Source organism: Vagococcus sp. (genome assembly GCF_036639995.1).
GTDB lineage: Bacteria > Bacillota > Bacilli > Lactobacillales > Vagococcaceae > Vagococcus.
Window position 1 is genome coordinate 1 of the sequence record NZ_JAVWHO010000029.1, and the last position, 21,279, is coordinate 21,279.

Genomic DNA, 21,279 nt, shown 5'->3' on the forward strand with positions numbered 1-21,279 from the left:
CGAGCAGCCGTTAATTTAAGTGGAAGAGGGGGAGAATAGTTATGTGGAAAACGATACTACGACGCGTATTAGCAATGATTCCTCAGATTATTATCTTAAGTTTATTTATCTTTCTTTTAGCTAAAGCAATGCCAGGAGATCCTTTTACTGGATTAATTAATCCGAACATGGATCCAGCAGCTATAGAGAAAATGCGTGAAGCAGCGGGATTAAATAATCCATGGTATGTTCAGTATTGGGATTGGGTGACTAATGCACTACAAGGAGATTTTGGTCAAAGTTTCCTATTTAAGTTACCTGTAACTGATATTATTGGTCAACGGGCAACTAATACAATTTTACTTTCAGTATTAACAGCTATTTTAACGTATTTGATTGCTTTACCATTAGGATTATTCTCAGGAAGATATCAAAATTCAATTTTTGATAAGACTGTCGTTATCTATAACTTTGTCAGTTTTGCAGTTCCAATTTTTATTTTTGCGTTATTAATGTTATTTATTTTTGGTTACCGTTTAGAATGGTTTCCAACAACAGGATCTGTTGGTAGTGGTTTAGAATCTGGAACAATGGCTTATTATGGTAGTAAATTTTATCATATGATTTTACCAGCTATTTCCCAGGCGTTACTTGCCACTGCAGTGACGATTCAATATTTACGTAATGAAGTAATTGATGCACAACAAATGGACTTTGTTCGTACAGCAAGAGCTAAAGGTGTACCAACTAATAAAGTTTTCACCAGACATATTTTTAGAAATGCTTCATTACCAATAGCTGCCCAATTAAGCTATGAAATTTCGGCCTTAATTAGTGGTTCAGTTGTTATTGAGCAAACCTTTGCTTATCCAGGTATCGGGAAATTATTTATTGATGCAATTAATGGGCGTGACTATTCAGTTATTACAGCCCTAGTGTTAATTTTGGGAATTGTAACAATTGTTGGGAACTTAATTTCTGACATCGTTATGAGTATTGTAGACCCTAGAATTCGTATTCAATAAAAACTTGGATAAAGAAAGGAGAAAAAACATGAGTAAAGAAGAAAAAGCAATAGAATCAGTTAGTGTACCGCCAACTGGTATAAAAATGATTGCTAGAGAATTTAAAAAAGATAAATTAGCTTTATTTTCATTAGGGCTACTTGTTATTATTTTGTTAACAATTTTTATTGGTGCTCTCGTAATGGACCAATCGGCTGTTATGAAAGTGAGTATCTTAGATAAATACGCAACACCGGGTAATGGCTTTGTATTAGGAGCAGATGAAGGTGGTCGTGATGTTTTAGGCCAATTGATTATTGGCGCTAGAAACTCTGTAGTTATCGGATTTTCAATAACAATAATTACGTCAATTATTGGAGTTGGTTTGGGAATAATTGCAGGTTACTATGGTGGCATAATTGATACGGTGATTATGAGAATTGTTGATTTTGTTATGATTTTACCAATTACAATGGTAATTATCGTATTTGTAACAATTACACCTAGTTATACTGTTATGTCGTTTGTATTTATCATGAGTGCTTTTTATTGGGTTGCTAAAGCTCGTTTATTTAGAGGGAAGACCTTATCTGAAGGGCGACGAGATTATATCAGCGCTTCTAAAACTTTAGGTACTAGTGATTTTAAAATTATGTTTGGTGAATTAATGCCTAACTTAAGTTCATTAATTATTACTAACTTAACAATCAATTTTGCTGCTAATATTGGTATTGAAACAACTCTATCATATTTAGGGTTTGGGTTACCTCAATCAACACCAAGTTTAGGAACTTTAATCGGGTATGCATCAAATGGAGATGTATTATCTAATATGACATGGATTTGGGCTCCTGCATCAGCACTTATTTTAGTAATGATGTTGAGTATAAATTATGTTGGCCAAGCATTTAAACGTTCAGCAGATGCTCGTCAACGATTAGGATAAAAAACAAGGGGGAATGAAGGAAATGAAGTACAAAAAACTAATGAGCGTTATGGCACTTGGTGCTGTAGCAACGGTAGGACTTGCAGCGTGTGGTGGCGGAAGTAAAGATGGAAAGAATTCGGGAGAATCTGCTAAAAAAGAAGATGTTTCTAAATTTCCAGTTAAAACTAGTAATGATAAGAAAGCGGTAGAAGGCGGCACAATGGAAGTTGCTGTGGCAATGGATACTCAATTTGCTGGATTATTCTCATCTGAATTTTATGAAAATAATTACGATTTCTTATTTATGCAACCGTCACATGAAACTATTTATCGTTCTGATAGTAACTTTGAAACAACAGATGATGGTATTGTAAAAAAAGATATTGATGTAAAAGGTAAAAAAATTAAATTAACAATTACTAAAGATGCTAAATGGTCAGATGGTAAACCATTGATTGCAGATGATTTAAAACAACCATATTTAGTTATTTCTCACCCAGATTATAAAGGTGTTCGATATGGAGCAGACTTTACTAATATTGTAGGTGTTGAAGAATACAATGCTGGTAAAGCAGATGATATTTCAGGAATTAAAGTTTTAGATGACAAGTCAATTGAAATCAACTATAAAGAAATGAATCCAGCAATGAAACAAACAAGTGAAACTGTTTGGGAATATGCGATGCCTTCTCATATCTTTAAAGATATGCCGGTTAAAGGTATGGAATCAAGTGATCCAGTTCGTAAAACACCTGTAACATTAGGACCATACAAAATGTCTAAAATTAATCAAGGTGAATCTGTAGAGTACACACCAAATGAATATTACTATGGTGAAAAACCAAAATTAGATAAAATCATTATGCGTGTTGCTCCGACTAACTCAATTACTGAAGCAATGAAAGCAGAAAAATATGACATGATTTTCAGTATGCCAACTGATAACTATCCATCATATAAAGATATTAAGGGTTATGAAATTTTAGGTCGTCAAGATTTAGCTTATACATATATTGGCTTTAAAGTTGGTAAATGGGATGAAGATAAAAAAGCTGTAGCATACAACCCAGATGCTAAAATGTCAAATAAATCATTACGTCAAGCAATGGGATATGCTATTGATAATCAAGCTATTGCTGATAAGTTCTATCATGGCCTTCGTCAACCAGCTAACGCTATGATTCCACCAATCTTCCCTGAATTTAGTAATAAAGAACAAAAAGGATTCTCAAAAGATGTGGAAAAAGCTAATAAATTATTAGATGATGCTGGTTACAAGAAGAAAAATGGAGAAGAATTCCGTAGCGATCCAAATGGAAAAAAATTAGAAATTAAATTTGCTTCAATGTCAGGCGGAGAAACAGCACAACCTCTTGCTGAATATTACATGGATAGTTGGAAAGAGATTGGATTGGACGTTAAATTAACAACTGGTCGTTTGATTGAATTGAATTCATTCTACGATAAATTGAAAAATGATGATCCAGAAGTAGATGTTTATCAAGGAGCTTGGGGCTTAAGTTCAGATCCGTCACAATCAGGATTATACGCAGCAACAGCACCATTCAACTACACTCGTTTTGAATCTAAAGAAAATACAGAATTATTAAATGCAATTGATTCAGAAAAATCATTTGATGGTGAATATCGTAAGAAAGCATTTAAAGATTGGCAAGAATATGTCAATGAAGAAGCATACGTTATTCCAACATTATTTAGAGATCAAGTTTTACCAGTAAATGAAAAGGTAACAAACTTTAATTGGGCATACGATACAAAAACTAACCCATGGGCTAGTGTAGGTCTAGTAGAGAAAAAATAATCGCTTATTTTACTATCAACTCAAGAAAACTATTCTTGAGTTGATAGTTTTTGTTTTAAATCATAAGGAAACAACGTATAATAGGAACAGTACATATTGGAATGAGAGGGAGAGTTAAGACACATGATGGAACAACTTATAAATTTATTGAAAGAAAAATATGATATTATTTTCAAGGACATCAGTCTTTTAGAACAAGCTTTTACCCATTCATCCTATGTGAATGAGCATCGACACTTGGAGTTAACTGATAACGAACGTCTTGAGTTTTTAGGAGATGCCGTATTAGAGTTAATTGTTTCAGACTACTTGTATGATAATTTTCAAGAGTTACCTGAAGGAAAGTTAACTAAATTACGGGCTACAATCGTTCGTGAAGATAGCTTAGCAATGTTTGCCAAACTTTGCCAGTTTGATCAATTTGTTCGTCTTGGTAAAGGCGAAGAAAATTCAAATGGCCGTACCCGTTCATCACTTTTATGTGATTTATTTGAAGCATTTTTGGGTGCCCTTTTTATCGATCAAGGACAAGTTGCAGCAAAAACATTCATCTATCAAGTGGTTATTCCAAAAATCGAAGCAGGTGCTTTTTCACATGAGATGGATCATAAAACAGCTTTACAGGAAGTATTGCAAAAAAATGGTGATATCTTAATTGAGTATCGTTTAATTAACGAGGAAGGTCCGGCACATAGTCGAATTTTCCATGTAGAAGTAAAAGCTGGGGGAAACATATTAGGTATTGGCTCAGGTAAATCCAAAAAAATTGCTGAGCAAAAAGCAGCAGAAGTTGCATTAGAAAAAATAGCTAAAAAGAACCAACAGTAGGAAGGAGACTAAACTTTAGTGTATTTAAAACGAATTGAAATTGCTGGGTTTAAGTCTTTTGCAGACCGAACCGTTATTGAGTTTAATCAAGGTTTAACTGCGGTAGTAGGACCAAATGGAAGTGGAAAAAGTAACATAACAGAAGCCATAAGATGGGTGCTTGGGGAGCAGTCAGCAAAAAACTTACGTGGAGGAACAATGCCTGACGTGATTTTTGCTGGCTCTTCTTCACGAGCGCCTTTAAATTTAGCAGAAGTAACCCTTGTTCTTGATAATGAAGAACGTTTTTTACCAATTGATTTTAGCGAAGTGAGTGTGACAAGACGTCTAACAAGAAGTGGTGACAGTGATTTCTTTATTAACAAACAAAGCTGTCGATTAAAAGATATTGTCAGTCTTTTCATGGATTCTGGATTAGGAAAAGAATCTTTTTCAATTATTTCTCAAGGAAAAGTTGAAGCTATTTTTAATAGTAAACCAGAAGATAGACGAGGTATCTTTGAAGAAGCAGCAGGTGTTTTGAAATACAAAACACGTAAAAAAGAAGCCGAGCGACGTTTATTTGAGACAGAGGACAATTTAAACCGTGTGCAAGATATTATTTATGAGCTTGAAACGCAGTTAACACCTTTAAGAGAACAAAGTGATGTGGCTAAAAAGTACCAATTATTAAAAGAACAATTAACAGAGATTGATGTTAACATTACCACTCAAGAAATCGAAACACATAAAACGAATTGGGATGAAAAGGCACGAGAAGTTAGTCTTGTATCTGACACTATTGAAAGTAAGAAAAAAGCACTCCAATTAGCAGAAGAAAAATTAAATGAGTTAAAAAATAAGCGAGAAAAAGTTGAAACGGAAATAGATGATAATCAACGTCATTTATTAGAAGTAACAACTAAATATGAACAATTAGAAGGTCAAAAGAAGGTTGTTGAAGAACGTCAACGTTTTTCAGTACAAAATAAAACAACTTATCAAGAAAACTTGGTGTCTTTAGATACAAAAGAAGCAGAACTCTTAGCAGAACTTGAAACACTAATTACTGAAAAAACGGTATTGTCTCACAGTGAAAAACAACTACTTGATGAAGTGAAAACTTTAACGATTCAAGTGGAGCGTTTTAGTAAGTCGGCAAAAGAGCAACTAGAAGATCTACGAAGTGATTATGTGGATGTGATGCAACAGCAAACAAACATTAATAATGATTTGAAGCATCTTGAAAAGCAATATCAACAAGAAATGGTTCGAAGTGAAAAAGATGTTACGACATATGACCGTCTTCTTTTAGAAGAGAAAGAAACAAAAGCTGAAAAAGTTCAACAAGAAAAAAGTTTAGAAAAGCAAAAGAAAAAAGTTGAAGAACTTTTAGCTGATTTTAGAGAGCAACAAGAAGAATTTGTTTCTTTAAAACAACAAGTAACAGTTAATGAGAGACAAATGTATGAAGCGTTAAAAATTCTACAACAAGCGCAAGCAAAAGAAAAAAGCTTGAAAGATTTACAGGCTAATTATTCAGGCTTTTATCAAGGTGTTCGTTCTGTATTAAAAGAACGTGATAATTTGGGTGGAATTGTTGGGGCAGTTGCTGAACTGATCGAGGTACCTAAAGAGTTTAGTTTGGCGATTGAAACAGCATTAGGTGCTTCAGCGCAACATGTCATTACAGATAATGAACAAAGTGCAAGACAAGCTATTTCTTATTTAAAACAAAAACGAGTGGGAAGAGCAACGTTTTTACCTTTAACGACAATTAAGTCACGTCAGTTAAATCAAGGAATTAAAACTAAAGTAGCTCAACATTCTGGATTTGTCGGTGTAGCAAGTGAGTTAATTCAATATGAAATGACAATTAGCCAAGTTGTTGAAAATATTTTGGGTTTAACTATTATTGCTAAGGATTTAAGTAGCGCAAATGAACTGGCTAAACAAATTAATTATCAATACCGAGTGGTGTCATTAGATGGAGACGTCATGAATCCTGGTGGATCGATGACTGGTGGGGCAAACAAAAATGGTCAAAATAATCAGTTGTTCTCACAAGGTCAGGAATTAAAAGATTTAGAAAAACAAGTGGCTCAAATGGAGCGTTTATATGAGACAAAAGAGTCAGACGTTAGAGAGCTGAAAAAGAAAAGTCACGCAGCTGAAGAAAGTTTGGAAAAGGTCAGAAAAGCGGGAGAAGAAGCTCGTTTATTAGAACAAACTTTAACAAATGAGGTTTCTCAGCTGGAACAAAAGTCTGAACGTCAAGAAAAAGAAAGACGAGCCTTTGAATATGAAAAAAGAGAGTTACAACGTTTCTTAAAAGATTATCAAGAAGAAAAAGAGCAGCTTGAAGAAGCAAAAGAAAAATTAGTTGTAAAAAAAGCAGAATTAGATCAATTGATGAGTGAAACCAGTCAATTGGAAGAAGAGAATGCACAAAAGAAAGAAGAGACACAAAAAGAATTAAATCAAAAGCAATCAGATTTAGCTGTGTTATCTGAAAAAGTTATTCAATTAGCGAAACGTCAAACAGAAAAAAAAGTAGAGCAAGAAGAAGTTACTCTTCAAAAAGAGAGTATTCTTTCTCAGCTTGATTCTCAATCCAGTGAACATATGACACAAGGAGAACAGAGCCAACAAATCCAACAAACAATGGAAGAGTTGAAGATAACAAGAGAAGAAATTACGGTTGCCCTTAATACGTTAAAAGTTTCTAGAGAGCACTTATTTAAAGAAATCAGTATCCTAGATCAAGAAGTGGTTACTAAAAATCAAACGATTCAAGAAGCAATGGATCAAAAAACAAGTTTAGAAGTAGCTAAAAACAGGTCAGAGATTGCATTAGATACGTCTTTAACTTACTTGCAAGAGGAATATGGGTTAACTTATGAACGTGGCAAGGATTTATACCCTGTTGTTACTGATTTTAATGAAGGTAAAGAAACAATCAAAACACTGAAGGCGAGTATTCAGCAATTAGGTGTAGTTAATATGTCTTCCATTGAGCAATATGAAGAAGTGAATGAACGTTATCAATTCTTGACTGCGCAGCAAGAAGATTTGGTTCTTGCAAAAAATGAATTGTTTGAGACAATGAATGAGATGGATGAACTAGTTATTAAAAAATTCCATGAAGTATTTTGTGATATTCGTGAAGAATTTAGAATTGTCTTTCCTAATATGTTTGGTGGAGGCCATGCAGATTTAGTTTTAACAGATCCAACTGACTTACTTCATACAGGAATTGACATTGTAGCGCAACCACCTGGTAAAAAATTACAGAATCTGAGTTTACTATCTGGTGGAGAACGAGCTTTAACAGCGATTGCGCTATTATTTGCGATTATTCAAGCAAGACCTGTTCCTTTTTGTATATTGGATGAGGTTGAAGCTGCACTGGATGATGCTAATGTTGCAAGATACGGGGATTATTTACGCCATTTTGGTAAAGATACACAGTTTATTGTCATTACTCACCGTAAAGGAACTATGGAAGCTGCCAATGTTTTGTATGGCGTGACTATGCAAGAATCTGGTGTTTCTAAAATAGTCTCTGTTCATCTTGAAGGCTTAGAAAATCAAGAGGAAATAGACGTGCTTTAAAATAAGGAGGATATCAATGATTAAGTTGATAGCAATAGATTTAGATGGAACACTTTTAACAGATGGAAAAAAAATAACGGATCGTAACAAAGAAACTTTAACGAAAGCTAAAAAACAAGGTGTTAAAGTCGTTCTTTGTACAGGACGTCCTTTGGTTGCGATTGAAACTTATTTAGATCGTTTAGAGTTAAGAGATCCGGGAGATTACAGTATTACATTTAATGGTGGTGCGATTCAAAAAAATGATACAGGTGAAGAGTTACTCGCTTATTCCTTAACGTTAGAAGAAGTTCAATCAGTAGCCCAAATAATGACAGAACTTGATTTGCCGCTGGATGTGATTACTGTTGATACATGTATTAATTTAACCACATCAAAAAGTAAAGAATCTATTTACAGAGAATTGAATCCTATTTTAAATTTTAAAACAATGTCACCAGAAGAATTGGATGAGACAATTGTTTTTAATAAAATGGTGGTTGGTGTAGAACCTACTTACTTAGATGAAAAAATAAAAAATTTAGCACCAGAATGGTATGAACGATTTAATATAATGAAGTCTCGTGATTGTTTACTTGAAATCATTCATAAAGATGTAAGTAAGGCAAACGGCATCGAGCTATTGAGAAAAGAGTTAGGGATTGAACAATCTGAAGTCATGGCTATTGGTGATGAAGAAAATGATATTTCCATGATTGAGTATGCCGGTATGGGTGTTGTGATGGCAAATGGGAATGATACTGTAAAAAAATTAGCACAGTTTGTAACAAAATCAAATGAAGAAGATGGCGTGGCATATGCTGTCGAGAAATTTGTATTAAGTAATTAAGGAGGGTACCTATGGGATTTTTTGATAAAATTAAAAAGGCAGTTTTAGGCGAAAAGCCTGTTGAAGAAGAAAAAAAAGACTTGCCCTTAGAAGAAATAATAGATACAAATGAACAACAAGAAGACAGTGAGCAAGCGGTTGAAATAAATACTCCCGTTGAAGAGACTGTAGTAGAAGTTAAAGAATCAATTGACGTACCAAAAGAAACTGAGAAAATTGAAGATGTTGTGGAAATTGAAGAAATTATAGACGAGGTTCAATCTGTTGTAGAAGAAATAGTTGAAGAAAAACCAACACCAGAAATACAACCAGAACCTATTGTTTCGCAAAAAGAAGAAACGATTGAAAAATATGACAAAGGATTAGAAAAATCACGTAAAACCTTTGGGCAATTTATGAATGATTTATTTTCTAATTTCCGTGTAGTGGATGATGAGTTTTTTGAAGATTTGGAAGAAGCTTTGATTAGTGCGGATGTTGGTTTTGATACAGCACTACGTATTTCAGACGAATTACAAGAAGAAGTAAAACTAAAAAATGTTAAAAAGACATCTGAAGTTCAAAAGACAATCATTGAAAAATTGGTAGAGATTTATGAAGCAGAAGGTGTAGAAGAAAATAATGAGTTGAACATTCAACCAGATGGTCCAACAATTATACTTTTTGTTGGTGTTAATGGTGTTGGGAAAACAACAAGTATTGGAAAATTAGCGCATCGTTACAAACAAGATGGAAAAAAAGTATTATTAGCTGCAGCAGATACATTTAGAGCAGGAGCTATTGATCAGTTAGTTGTTTGGGGAGAACGTGCTGGTGTAGATGTTGTTAAACATAGTGCAGGAAGTGATCCAGCAGCAGTTGTGTTTGATGCTGTTGAAAAAACAAAAAAAGAGAACTATGATATTTTACTAGTAGATACAGCAGGACGATTACAAAATAAGGTTCACTTGATGAAAGAGCTAGAAAAAATGAAACGTGTTATCGAGCGTGAGTACCCATCAGCACCTCATGAAGTACTACTTGTAGTGGATGCAACAACAGGGCAAAATGCGATGATTCAAGCAAAAGAATTTAAAGATACTACAGACGTAACCGGTATTGTTTTATCTAAATTAGATGGAACAGCAAAAGGTGGGATGGTATTAGCGATTCGTAATGAACTTCATTTACCAGTAAAATTGGTAGGTTTAGGTGAAAAAATTACAGATTTAGCAGATTTCGATCCAAATCAATTTGTTTACGGTTTGTTTAAAGAGTTAATGGAAAATTATGAAGGTTAATTAAGGAAAAATCATCAAAATGACTGTTTTGATGATTTTTTTTGCTTTTATATGAATGTTTTTGATTGAAAAAGAGTGATTTTGGTAGTAGTATAAAGATATGGAGTGATGAACATGCTAACAGAAGAAAGACAGCAAGCTATTTTATTGCTGTTAAAAGAAAATGAAATCGTTAAAACAAAAGAATTAATGAGTCAATTTGATGTTTCTGAATCCACGATTCGTAGGGATTTACAAGAGATGGAAGAGAAAAGTCTATTAAAGAGAGTTCATGGTGGTGCTAAGAGTATCTTGAAATTAGAACCAGAACTCAATATGTTAGAAAAATCGGTCAAAAACGTGCATCAAAAAAAGGCGATTGCAGCTTATGCAGCGTCTTTGGTGAAAGATGGTGAGTTTATCTATCTTGATGCTGGTACAACAACGTATGAAATGTTGCCTTTTTTAAAAGGAAAAGACGTACATGTGGTAACAAATTCTGTTTATCACGCAAGTAGTGGAATTGATTTAGGTATTCAAATGACGATGATTGGTGGTACGGTCCGAATGACAACTAAAGCATCAGTTAGTAGCCAAGCTATCGAACAACTTAAAACGTATTATTTTGATAAAGCATTTATGGGAGTGAATGGTATTCATGCTGATTATGGTTTTACAACAGTAGATGCTGAAGAGGCAGCGACTAAAAAGGCAGCGATGAATCAGGCACAACATGTTTTTGTTTTAACGGATCATTCAAAGTTTGGTAAAGTTAATTTTTCCAAAATTACTGATGTAGAAGCAGGAGTTATTATTACTGACAAGATAGAAGAAAGTGATGTTTCTGAGCGTTTGAAAACCAAGACAACTATTAAGGAGGTTTTATAATGATTTACACAGTTACACTTAATCCAGCTATCGATTATGTTATTAAAGTACCAGACTTTCAATTAGATCAATTGAATAAAACAACAGAGGAACACAAATTTCCAGGGGGAAAAGGAATTAATGTTTCTCGAATTTTAAAAAATTTAAATGTTGAATCAACAAATCTAGGATTTGTTGGCGGTTTTACTGGATCGTTTATTCGTAATAAATTAAGCGAAGAGAGATTGCTTACGAATTTTATTGATGTACCTGGTGACACTCGAATTAATATTAAGCTAAAAAGTGAAGTAGAAACTGAAATTAATGGTCAAGGACCAGTTATTGAAAAAATACATTTAGATGCATTGAAAGCACAATTACTAGATGCTGATAGTCAAGACTTAATTGTTTTTTCTGGAAGTGTACCTAAGGGTGTGTCTGAGGATATTTATGTTGAGCTTGCTAAAGCAGCAAGTGAAAAAGATGTTCCGTTTGTGGTAGATATCAGCAGTGATAAATTACTTAAGATTTTACCGTTTAAACCAGTTTTGATTAAACCTAATCACCATGAATTAGCTGAAATTTTTAATGTGACATTTAATTCCTTTGAAGACATGATACCATATGGAAAAAAATTAGTTGAGATGGGCGCTGAAAATGTATTGTTGTCTATGGGAAAAGAGGGAGCCGCTTTATTTAATAAGACAGGTATCTACCGTGCGCCTGGTTTAGTTGGAAGACTTAGAAATTCTGTGGGGGCAGGAGATTCGATGGTAGCAGGATTCGTTAGCCAATACGTTGAAGAAAAAAATGTGCTAAGAGCTTTTACTTATGGTGTTGCAGCAGGTAGTGCAACAGCTTTTAGTGATGATTTGGCAACAGGAAAAGATATTCTAACATTAGTCGAAAAAGTTAAAATAAATCAAATAAAAATCGGTGAATAGGAGGAGTTAAAATGAAAGTAATCGAGTTATTATCAGCAGATTGTATGATTATGGAGTTACAAGGAACAACTAAATCTGATGTCATTAAAGAAATGGTAGAAAAACTTTACGGAGCAGGTCGAATTAATAATCAAGAAACGTTCGAAGCAGGTATTATTGCTAGAGAAAAGCAAACGTCAACGGGTTTAGGTGATGGGATTGCAATGCCTCACTCCAAAAATGCTGCTGTTGTAAAACCTACTGTGTTGTTTGCTAAAAGTAGCCAAGGTGTGGATTATGAAAGTTTAGATGGTCAACCTACCTTTTTATTTTTTATGATTGCGGCTCCAGAAGGGGCAAATGATACTCATTTAGAAGCATTAGCAGGCTTATCACGTTTACTACTAAATCCAGCGTTGATTGGGCAATTAAAAGAAGCTGATTCAGCAGAAACCGTGATTAATCTTTTTGATAAAGCTCAAAAAGCTTATGACGCTGAACAATTAAAAGATGCTGCTAATGTTGATGATAGTAGTCGTCCTTTTGTGGTGGCTGTAACAGCGTGTCCAACAGGAATAGCTCATACGTATATGGCAGAGGATGCACTAAAAAATAAAGCCAAAGAAATGAATGTAAGTATAAAAGTCGAAACAAATGGTTCAGAAGGTGTGAAACATCGCTTGAGCAAAGAAGACATAGAAAAAGCGTCTGGTGTCATTATTGCTGCTGATAAAAATGTTGAGATGGCTAGATTTGATGGAAAACACTTAGTTAATCGTCCTGTAAGTGATGGAATAAAAAAATCAGAAGAATTAATTAACTTAGCGATGAGTGATTCAGCTCCTGTTTATCATCATGATGGAAGCAAGGATTCAGCAGAAGAAGAATCAAGTAGTGGAAGTGTTGGCTCTCAAATATATAAACATTTGATGAACGGAATCAGCCATATGTTGCCTTTTGTTATTGGTGGGGGAATCATTATTGCTCTATCTTTCATGGTAGATCAATTTATGGGAGTCCCTCAGGATTCTTTACATAAATTAGGTAGTTATCATCAACTTGCGGCTCAGTTGAATACTATTGGTGGTGCTGCATTTGGGTTTATGCTACCAGTTTTAGCTGGATTTATTGCCTCAAGTATAAGTGATCGTCCTGGTTTAGTAGCGGGATTTGCTGCTGGAGCATTAGCTAACACAGGTGGTGCAGGATTTTTAGGAGCGTTACTTGGTGGATTTATTGCTGGTTATGTGATTGAGTTTTTAAGAAAAATATTAAAAGGTTTGCCTAAGTCATTAGATGGTATTAAAGCTATTCTCTTTTATCCGTTACTGGGAGTTTTGATTACTGGTGCTATTATGTTAGTCATCAATGTTCCAATGGCTGCAATCAATACAGGATTAAATAGTTTCTTGAATGGTCTATCTGGTGGGAATGCAGCGTTACTTGGAGCTTTATTAGGTGGTATGATGGCAGTTGATTTAGGCGGACCTATCAATAAAGCAGCTTATGTTTTTGGTACAGGAACATTAGCTGCAACTGTTGCCACAGGTGGTAGTCCAATGATGGCAGCTGTTATGGCTGGTGGGATGGTTCCACCACTTGCGATAGCGATTGCCACATTATTATTTAAAGATAAATTTAGCAAAAAAGATAAAGATGCGGGATTAACTAATTTAGTGATGGGCTTTTCATTTATTACAGAAGGAGCCATTCCATTTGCTGCCTCTGACCCGTTAAAAATGATTCCAAGTTTTATGGTTGGTTCAGCTTTAGCAGGCGGTTTAGTTGGAGGCGCGGGAATTAAATTAATGGCCCCTCATGGCGGTATCTTTGTTATTATGTTAGTAAATAAACCAATTTTATATTTAGTCTTTATTTTAATTGGTTCATTGGTGAGTGCATTAGTTTTAGGCTTACTAAAGAAAAAAGTTGTTGAGTAAAAGTAAACAATTAACTATTTAAAGAGGTTATGGTAAAGCTAATAATAGTTTTATCATAGCCTTTTTTTCTTCAAAACATAATTTTAGTGAATGTATTTAAGGAGTGCTATAATGATTGAAGAAATGACAAAGATAGAAGGTATAAGGTGAAAGTATAATGAAAGAATTAAAAAATATATTAAAAGCTGAAGCAGTTAGACCGTTATTTAAATTGTTTCGAATTGGCTTGGAAAAGGAAAGCCAACGTATAACACCAGAAGGATGCTTAGCTAAAACTGACCATCCAAAAAAGGTGGCAAGTCGAGATATCCATCCGTACATTCAAACTGATTTTAGTGAAACTCAAATGGAATTAATTACCCCAGTTTTTGACTCAAGTGAAGAAACACTGCGCTTTTTAGGAGCATTACATGATGTGGCGCTTCGTTCTTTAGATAATGAAGAACGTTTATGGCCTTTGAGTATGCCACCCATTTTACCAGAAGATGACAGAGACATTGTCATTGCTAAATTAAGTGATCAAGGAGATGTTAACTACCGACGATATTTGGCAAAAGTTTATGGAAAAAGAAAACAAATGGTAAGTGGTATCCACTATAATTTTGAGTTTTCAGAAGAATTATTGAAAGAGATGCATACGTTATATTTTTCAACGATGTCTTATGAAACGTTTAGAACGGAAGTTTATCTGAAAACGTCACGTCATTATTTAAGATATCGCTGGCTTATTACTTATTTATTTGGGGCGAGTCCTTATGCTAAAGAGGGCTATTTTATAGATGAGGCACCAGATGAGCCGATTAGAAGTATTCGTAATAGTCATTTTGGTTATACTAATCGACCAGAAATTAAAGCATCATTTGAGTCTTTAACAGATTATGTTTCAGACATTGAACATCTAGTTGACAATGGTGATTTAATTGAGGCAAAAGAGTTTTATTCATCAGTTCGGTTAAGAGGGGCAGATAATTTAGATGAATTATTAGAAAAAGGTGTTTCTTATATCGAATTACGTAATATCGATTTAGATCCGTTTGCTGAATATGGCACCACACTTGAAACGTTGGAATTTTTACATCTTTTTGTGATGACGATGTTATGGATAGATGAAACAGAACACTCTGATAAATTATTAACAGATGGTGTCATGTTAAATGACCAAGTTTCATTAGAGCACCCATTAACAAAAACAGCTCTTTATGAAGAAGGTGTTTGGTTAATGAATCAAATGACTGAGATGGCAGAAGCACTTAATTTATCTGATAAAGAAAAAACGTTAATTAATGAAGCAAAAGAACAATTGGAAGCACCTGAAAAGACACTTTCAGCACGAGTTGTTTTAGCAGAAGAAAAGGAAGTGGCTCAGAATAAAGAACTAGGAACTGAGTTAGGAAACGTTTATTATCAGCGAGCTTTTGAACGACCTTATCAATTGTCAGGTTACCGCCAAATGGAATTATCTACTCAAATATTCTTATTTGATTGTATTCAAAATGGTATAAAGGTAGAAGTGTTAGATGAAAATGATCAGTTTTTAAAATTAACATTTAACGGCCGAGTAGAGTATGTTAAGAATGCTAATATGACAAGTAAAGATTCTTATATTGTGCCGCTTTTAATGGAAAATAAAACCGTAACAAAAAAAGTTTTAGCTAAAGCTGGCTACCGGGTTCCTTTAGGGAAAGAATTTTCTAGTGTGGCAGCAGCGGAAGCAAGATATGAGTTATTTGCTAAAAAAGGATTTGTTGTAAAACCAAAATCAACTAATTATGGTTTAGGCATTTCTATTTTTAAAGACGGGGCAACATTTGAGGATTATCAAAAAGCATTAGAGATTGCCTTTAAAGAAGACTCCGATATTTTAGTTGAAGAATTTTTAGAAGGAACCGAGTATCGTTTCTTTGTGTTAGATGGAAAAACGCGAGCTGTTTTATTAAGAGTGCCAGCTAATGTGGTAGGTGATGGGGTAAACAGTGTGGAGGAATTAGTTGCTGAAAAAAATAAAGATAGTTTAAGAGGAAGCAACCACCGTGCCCCTCTTGAGTTAATCCAACTGGGAGATTTAGAGCAATTAATGCTAAAAGAGCAAGGATTAACTATTTCAAGTATTCCTGAAAAAGAGCAGATAGTTTATCTTAGAGAAAACTCTAATGTAAGTACAGGTGGAGATTCGATTGATATAACAGAAGAGATGGATGAAAGTTATAAAAAAATTGCAGAATCTGCGACAGAGAGCTTGGGAGCAAAGGTTTGTGGGATTGATTTGATTATTCCAAATCGAAAAAATAAAGGCTGTAAAAATGATAATTCTTATGGTATTATCGAGGGGAATTTTAATCCAGCCATGCACATGCATATATATCCTTTTGCTGGTGTTGGTCAACGTTTGACCATGGATGTTTTAAGATTACTTTATCCAGAAATGACAAAATAAAAAATAAGTGTCTACTCAAACTCTTTAATAAGAGAACTCGAGTAGACACTTTTTTTATTGTTGAACAGTCATAGTTTGTTTGGTTGGTTCATCTACTTTCAAACCAGTTTTAGATTCCCACCACTCATTTAAGATAGCAACATGAGAATCTGGGAAGTTAGATAAATCAATCGATGTGAAATGTGGATAAGATAAAGCAAGATTATTTTTAAGTTCTGCTAGTAGGTTGTAGTACTGAAAAGCAGCAAAGTATAAATCCTCTTCATTATCTGAAACAAGAGATTCAGGAATTCTTTCAAGCATAAAGCCTAGACTCCTAAAAATAAAACGAACCGCTTCTTCTGAGCCAGTATCTACAGTATCAATTTCTTTTAATAGTACAATGTGCGCATGTAATGCTTGAGCCAATTCTTTTTTTATCATAGTTCCTTTATCCATCATAAAACACTCCCTTATTGATTGGTTAGTACTAAATTAATAATAGTTGTTTATACAGTTGTGGCATTAAGTCATTTGGATAATCATCTGTTGATTGATTAGAAAGGAAAATCACAAGATTTTGATTGGTAATATCACCATACAGATAGCTACTATAACCACCTCTTGTCCCTTCAGAAGAGATATTTCCAGTTCGTTCAATCAACTCATTATGTTCAATACCAAGTAATTCTAAATAGTCTTCATCCTTTAGTAATGTCCCATTATTTAAAGACATTTCAAAAGTTGCAATATCACTAGCAGTGGCATAAACATTGCCAGCACCAAGTAATGTACTCATTAATTCATCTGAATAAACGCTGCCTTCTGTGACATAGTCTTTGTCATCACGAAAATAATATTCAACAGGGACATTACTATTCTTAGGAATGCTATCCCACAAGTATGACTGTTTCATGTTTAGTGGGTTAAAGATTCTTTCTTGAAGACTTTCAGCATATGTTCGATCATCTAGTTCTCGAATGACACCTGCTAGTAATGTGTAGTTTCCATTGGAATAATTATAGTCATGATTATCTTGGTAGACGCTTGTTTCTAATGCATTGGTTAGTTGTTCATCTTCTGTAGTCAATGTTTTTCCAGTTGAAACTTCGGGCATAACATAGCCGCTTGTGTGATCAATCAACTGACGAATTGTAATGTCATCAGCGTGTTCTAAATCTGGGTAAAAATCAATTAGTGTCGTATCATAAGATAACTTATCTTCACTAATGAGTTGAGCTACCATGACTGCAGTCATATTTTTTTGAAGCGATGCAATCGGGTAGACCGTATCTTTATCATTTTTAATCTTTTTATCAACATTTGACAACCCGTAACCTTGGGTATAAACTACTTCACCATTTTTGACAAGAGCAATCGTCCCATAAAGATGAGAGTCATCAATAAGATCATTAATGTTATTGATAGCAGCATTGTCGGCAGCAGAAGTTGTTTCTGCGTGAAGTTTATTATTTTTAATGTAAAAGGTAGAAAACGTCAGGATAACTAAAAATACAGAAGCGACAGGAACTAAAACTTTTTTCTTTTTAAGTTTTGAAAAATTCATAAAAGACCCCTCTTAAAATATTTATGATATAAATAAAGTTATCACTAGTGTTTGAAGATTAACTGAATAATTTTTTAAAAAACCCTGATTTTTTTTCATTAGTTGTGGTTTTTGTGGGAATAGATTGCGTCTGTTTTTTTTCTTTAACAGAAATATCTTCAATATCAACCGCTTGATCCAAGGTAAAAACCATGGCAATATCTTGGTTATCTAAGCAATCAGCATCTTTGTCGACAAGGCGAAAATCGATTTGTTTTTGTTGAGCTAATTTCATGAAGTGATTTTGAACCTTTATATCAGCGTTAGCGTCAATTAAAAGCGTTCCTTTAGGATAGTCTGAAAATTTTTCTAAACAAAAACGGTCGAATGAAATTTTTGTTGTTTCCTCTGAAGTCATCGCAAAGACAACCCGTTCACGATAAGTACCTAAATACTTTTTTTGTTCATCAGGTTTGATTTGAGGTGTCCCGTACATCCCTTTATCCAAATAATCTTGGATATCTTTTTGCCCCATTGAATAACTCCTTTCATTAATTGATACGTTAAGTATAACACAGGTTACTAGGTGAATGGTTTTAGAAAGCTATTGCATTTTTGTTTCAGTTTGGTTAAACTTAATTGGAAATGAAAATCATTATCAATTAAATGTTAGAAAGGTTTGTTATGAAAAAAACAATTCCGTTGAGTTTATTACTCTTTTTTTCTTGTTTGTCATTGTTTATTGGTGTACAAAGTATTTCAATTACTAATTTATTTCATTTTAATGAATTAGAGCAACTAGTCTTGTGGAACACTCGAGTTCCTCGAACGGCTAGTTTAATCATTGCTGGAGCAACAAGTAGTGTGTGCGGATTAATCATGCAACACTTAACACAAAATAAATTTGTCTCTCCAACAACAGCTGGAACAATGGATAGTGCCCGTTTAGGAATGCTTGTAGCGATGCTTTTTTTCCCTTCAAGTTCAATTCTAACTCGTTCATTCGTTGCTTTTTTATTTGCTTTTTTTGGTACATATTTATTTGTTCAACTAATCAAATCAATTCCCAGTAAAAATCAAATTATGATTCCGTTAGTCGGGGTAATGTTTGGTAGTGTTATCGGCTCAATTGTGACGTTTTTCGCTTATCAGTTTCAGCTTATTCAAAATATGACGTCTTGGCTTCAAGGTAGCTTTTCAACAGTAATGAAGGGTGACTATGAATTAATCTATCTTTCAGTTCCAATATTAGTCATATGTTATTTTTTTGCCTATAAATTTACAATTGTGGGCATGGGAGAAGACATAGCGGTTACTATTGGTCTTAATTATGAAAAAATTCAGTTGTTAGGTTTATTGTTAGTGGCTGTTGCAAGTAGTGTGACATTAGTAACAATTGGTGGTTTACCTTTTATTGGTGTCATTATTCCCAATATTGTTTCTCAATTTTTCGGAGATCAGATGAAAAACACTTTATGGATAACAGCTGTGTCGGGTAGTTTATTTTTAGTTATTTGCGATATCTTATCACGTATTATCAGGCAACCTTATGAAGTGCCTGTCAGTCTAATTGTTGGAGTCATAGGAAGTGTTATTTTTATTAGCCTATTGATTAAGGGGGCTAAGGAATGAAACTGCTTGTAAAAAACAATTACTTTTTACAATTTCTTATTCTAAGTTTGTTAACACTATGTGTTGTTCTCCTTTTTTTAACGTATCAGACGTATGGTAATTGGGAGTTTGCTTTATTATTAAGAGGAAAAAAATTGCTAGCCTTTTTAATTGTCGGGTTATTAACAAGTTTTTCAACAATTACATTTCAAACAATTTCTCAGAATCATTTTTTAACACCGAGTATTTTAGGTTTCGATTCTTTATATGTCTTAATTCAAACACTTCTTTTTTTTATGATGGGAAGTAATTATCAAAGAGAACCAATAGTTTTTTTCTTAAATGTTATATTGATGGTTTTAATTAGTGTGTTGTTATTTTCAACATTATTAAAAAAAGAGGGTCAGGATTTATTTTTACTGTTGATGATTGGCATGATTTTAGGGACGTTATTTAAAAGTATGAGTACTTTTCTACAGGTAATGATGGACCCAAATGAATATGACAAACTTCAAGGGAAGTTATTTGCAAGTTTTAGTAATGTAGAAGTATCGTTACTGACCTTAGTTATTCCCGTGGTAATTGTTTTAGTCATTCTTTTCTTTAAAGCAAGTCCTAAGCTTGATGTTTTACATTTAGGATTAGAGCAAGCAATTAATTTAGGGATTAATGTCAATCGATTTAGAAAATATTTGTTATTTTTAATTAGTCTAGCAGTGGCTTTAGCAACGGCGCTAATTGGACCAATTACCTTTTTAGGCTTTATTGTGGCAAACGTTACGTATCAATGGATAGGAACATATAAACATACCTATTTATTTATTTCAGGTGCGTTATTGAGTGTTTTATTCCTTGTTTCAGGTCAATTTTTAGTGGAACAAGTATTTCATATGAATACGACACTTAGTGTTGTGATTGAATTTAGTGGTGGTCTTTACTTTATTTGGAAACTATTAAAAAGAAAAGGAGGGCAGGTATGATGGAGATAAATCAAGTAACAAAAAAATACGGTGATAAAGAAGTTCTTCATGAAATAGATTACATTGTCACAAAGCAAAAACTAACGGCATTTATTGGCCCAAATGGTGCTGGGAAAAGTACGCTATTATCGCTGATGAGCCGGTTGATGGATAAGGACACAGGAGGTATTTATTTAGAGGGAGAAGAGATTAAAACTTGGAATCAACAAGAATTAGCTCAAAAACTATCTATATTAAAACAAGCAAACGGTGTGCAACTAAAATTAACGGTTAGAGAACTTGTTGCTTTTGGCAGGTTTCCACATAGTATAGGAAGACTAACAGCGGTAGATAAAGAAAAGATTGAAGAAGCGCTGACTTATTTAGGGTTACTTGATTTAGCTGAAGAATCCATCAGTACTCTTTCAGGAGGACAATTACAAAGGGCTTATATTGCGATGGTTCTAGCACAAGATACAGAATATATTTTTTTGGATGAGCCGCTCAATAATTTAGATATGAATCATGCTGTGCAATTAATGAAGACAATTCGCCGTTTAGTAGATGAAAAAAAGAAGACGGTCATTATTGTATTACATGATATTAATTTTGCTGCAAGTTATGCAGATGAAATTGTTGCAATGAAACAAGGAAAAGTTTTTAAAACCGGTACAACAGACGAAGTTATTACAAAAGAAGTTTTAGATGAACTTTATGACATGAATATTCGTGTATGTGAGATGGAAGGTAAACGATTCTGTTTATATTTTAATTAAA

Annotated in this window: 17 protein-coding genes; 14 read left to right on the forward strand and 3 right to left on the reverse strand. The window is 33.8% G+C overall.

Annotated elements, in window-relative coordinates; translation table 11 throughout:
* Positions 1 to 41 precede the first annotated feature (41 nt).
* The 11 genes from opp4B (at position 42) to gshAB (ending at position 16,407) form a co-directional block, all read left to right on the forward strand.
* A complete protein-coding gene (gene opp4B, locus RR554_RS08105) occupies positions 42 to 1,004 on the forward strand; it encodes an oligopeptide ABC transporter permease (RefSeq protein WP_332467781.1) in 963 nt (320 codons plus the stop codon).
* Between the two features lie 28 nt (positions 1,005 to 1,032).
* Positions 1,033 to 1,929 (forward strand): ABC transporter permease, encoded by an 897-nt coding sequence (locus RR554_RS08110; protein WP_332467782.1) that lies wholly within the window; start codon positions 1,033 to 1,035, stop codon positions 1,927 to 1,929.
* A gap of 22 nt (positions 1,930 to 1,951) precedes the next feature.
* Positions 1,952 to 3,733, forward strand: coding sequence for an oligopeptide ABC transporter substrate-binding protein (locus RR554_RS08115; protein ID WP_332467783.1), 1,782 nt, complete (start codon positions 1,952 to 1,954; stop codon positions 3,731 to 3,733).
* A gap of 123 nt (positions 3,734 to 3,856) precedes the next feature.
* Positions 3,857 to 4,561, forward strand: a complete 705-nt coding sequence (gene rnc / locus RR554_RS08120; RefSeq protein WP_332463433.1) for a ribonuclease III — start codon at positions 3,857 to 3,859, stop codon at positions 4,559 to 4,561.
* A gap of 18 nt (positions 4,562 to 4,579) precedes the next feature.
* Positions 4,580 to 8,155, forward strand: coding sequence for a chromosome segregation protein SMC (gene smc, locus RR554_RS08125; protein WP_332467784.1), 3,576 nt, complete (start codon positions 4,580 to 4,582; stop codon positions 8,153 to 8,155).
* 16 nt (positions 8,156 to 8,171) lie between these two features.
* Positions 8,172 to 8,984 (forward strand): Cof-type HAD-IIB family hydrolase, encoded by an 813-nt coding sequence (locus RR554_RS08130; protein WP_332463435.1) that lies wholly within the window; start codon positions 8,172 to 8,174, stop codon positions 8,982 to 8,984.
* 11 nt (positions 8,985 to 8,995) lie between these two features.
* Positions 8,996 to 10,264 (forward strand): signal recognition particle-docking protein FtsY, encoded by a 1,269-nt coding sequence (ftsY, locus tag RR554_RS08135; protein WP_332463436.1) that lies wholly within the window; start codon positions 8,996 to 8,998, stop codon positions 10,262 to 10,264.
* A 114-nt stretch (positions 10,265 to 10,378) separates the two neighbouring features.
* A complete protein-coding gene (locus tag RR554_RS08140; RefSeq protein ID WP_332463437.1) occupies positions 10,379 to 11,131 on the forward strand; it encodes a DeoR/GlpR family DNA-binding transcription regulator in 753 nt (250 codons plus the stop codon).
* Complete coding sequence (gene pfkB / locus RR554_RS08145) at positions 11,131 to 12,054, forward strand: 1-phosphofructokinase (RefSeq protein ID WP_332463438.1); 924 nt, start codon at positions 11,131 to 11,133, stop codon at positions 12,052 to 12,054. Before RR554_RS08140 ends, pfkB begins: the two co-directional genes overlap by 1 nt.
* A gap of 11 nt (positions 12,055 to 12,065) precedes the next feature.
* A complete protein-coding gene (locus RR554_RS08150) occupies positions 12,066 to 13,973 on the forward strand; it encodes a PTS fructose transporter subunit IIABC (RefSeq protein WP_332467785.1) in 1,908 nt (635 codons plus the stop codon).
* Positions 13,974 to 14,130: 157 nt separating this feature from the next.
* Positions 14,131 to 16,407, forward strand: coding sequence for a bifunctional glutamate--cysteine ligase GshA/glutathione synthetase GshB (gene gshAB, locus RR554_RS08155; RefSeq protein WP_332463440.1), 2,277 nt, complete (start codon positions 14,131 to 14,133; stop codon positions 16,405 to 16,407).
* 54 nt (positions 16,408 to 16,461) lie between these two features.
* Here the strand turns inward: gshAB and RR554_RS08160 are convergent, their stop codons facing one another.
* Genes RR554_RS08160 through RR554_RS08170 form a run of 3 tightly spaced genes read right to left on the reverse strand, consistent with a single transcriptional unit; the run spans position 16,462 to position 18,467 of the window.
* On the reverse strand, positions 16,462 to 16,845 hold the full coding sequence (locus RR554_RS08160; protein ID WP_332463441.1) for a hypothetical protein: 384 nt from the start codon (positions 16,843 to 16,845) through the stop codon (positions 16,462 to 16,464).
* Between the two features lie 31 nt (positions 16,846 to 16,876).
* Positions 16,877 to 17,953 (reverse strand): serine hydrolase domain-containing protein, encoded by a 1,077-nt coding sequence (locus RR554_RS08165; protein ID WP_332463442.1) that lies wholly within the window; start codon positions 17,951 to 17,953, stop codon positions 16,877 to 16,879.
* 58 nt (positions 17,954 to 18,011) lie between these two features.
* On the reverse strand, positions 18,012 to 18,467 hold the full coding sequence (locus RR554_RS08170) for a DUF1694 domain-containing protein (protein ID WP_332463443.1): 456 nt from the start codon (positions 18,465 to 18,467) through the stop codon (positions 18,012 to 18,014).
* Positions 18,468 to 18,616: 149 nt separating this feature from the next.
* Between RR554_RS08170 and RR554_RS08175 the strand changes: the two genes are divergently transcribed.
* Genes RR554_RS08175 through RR554_RS08185 form a run of 3 tightly spaced genes read left to right on the forward strand, consistent with a single transcriptional unit; the run spans position 18,617 to position 21,278 of the window.
* Positions 18,617 to 19,564, forward strand: a complete 948-nt coding sequence (locus tag RR554_RS08175) for an ABC transporter permease (protein ID WP_332463444.1) — start codon at positions 18,617 to 18,619, stop codon at positions 19,562 to 19,564.
* A complete protein-coding gene (locus tag RR554_RS08180; protein WP_332467786.1) occupies positions 19,561 to 20,523 on the forward strand; it encodes an iron chelate uptake ABC transporter family permease subunit in 963 nt (320 codons plus the stop codon). The genes RR554_RS08175 and RR554_RS08180 overlap by 4 nt, the downstream gene beginning before the upstream one ends.
* The gene (locus RR554_RS08185; RefSeq protein ID WP_332463446.1) at positions 20,520 to 21,278 is read left to right on the forward strand and encodes an iron ABC transporter ATP-binding protein; all 759 of its coding nucleotides are present in this window, start codon (positions 20,520 to 20,522) and stop codon (positions 21,276 to 21,278) included. Before RR554_RS08180 ends, RR554_RS08185 begins: the two co-directional genes overlap by 4 nt.
* Position 21,279 lies beyond the last annotated feature (1 nt).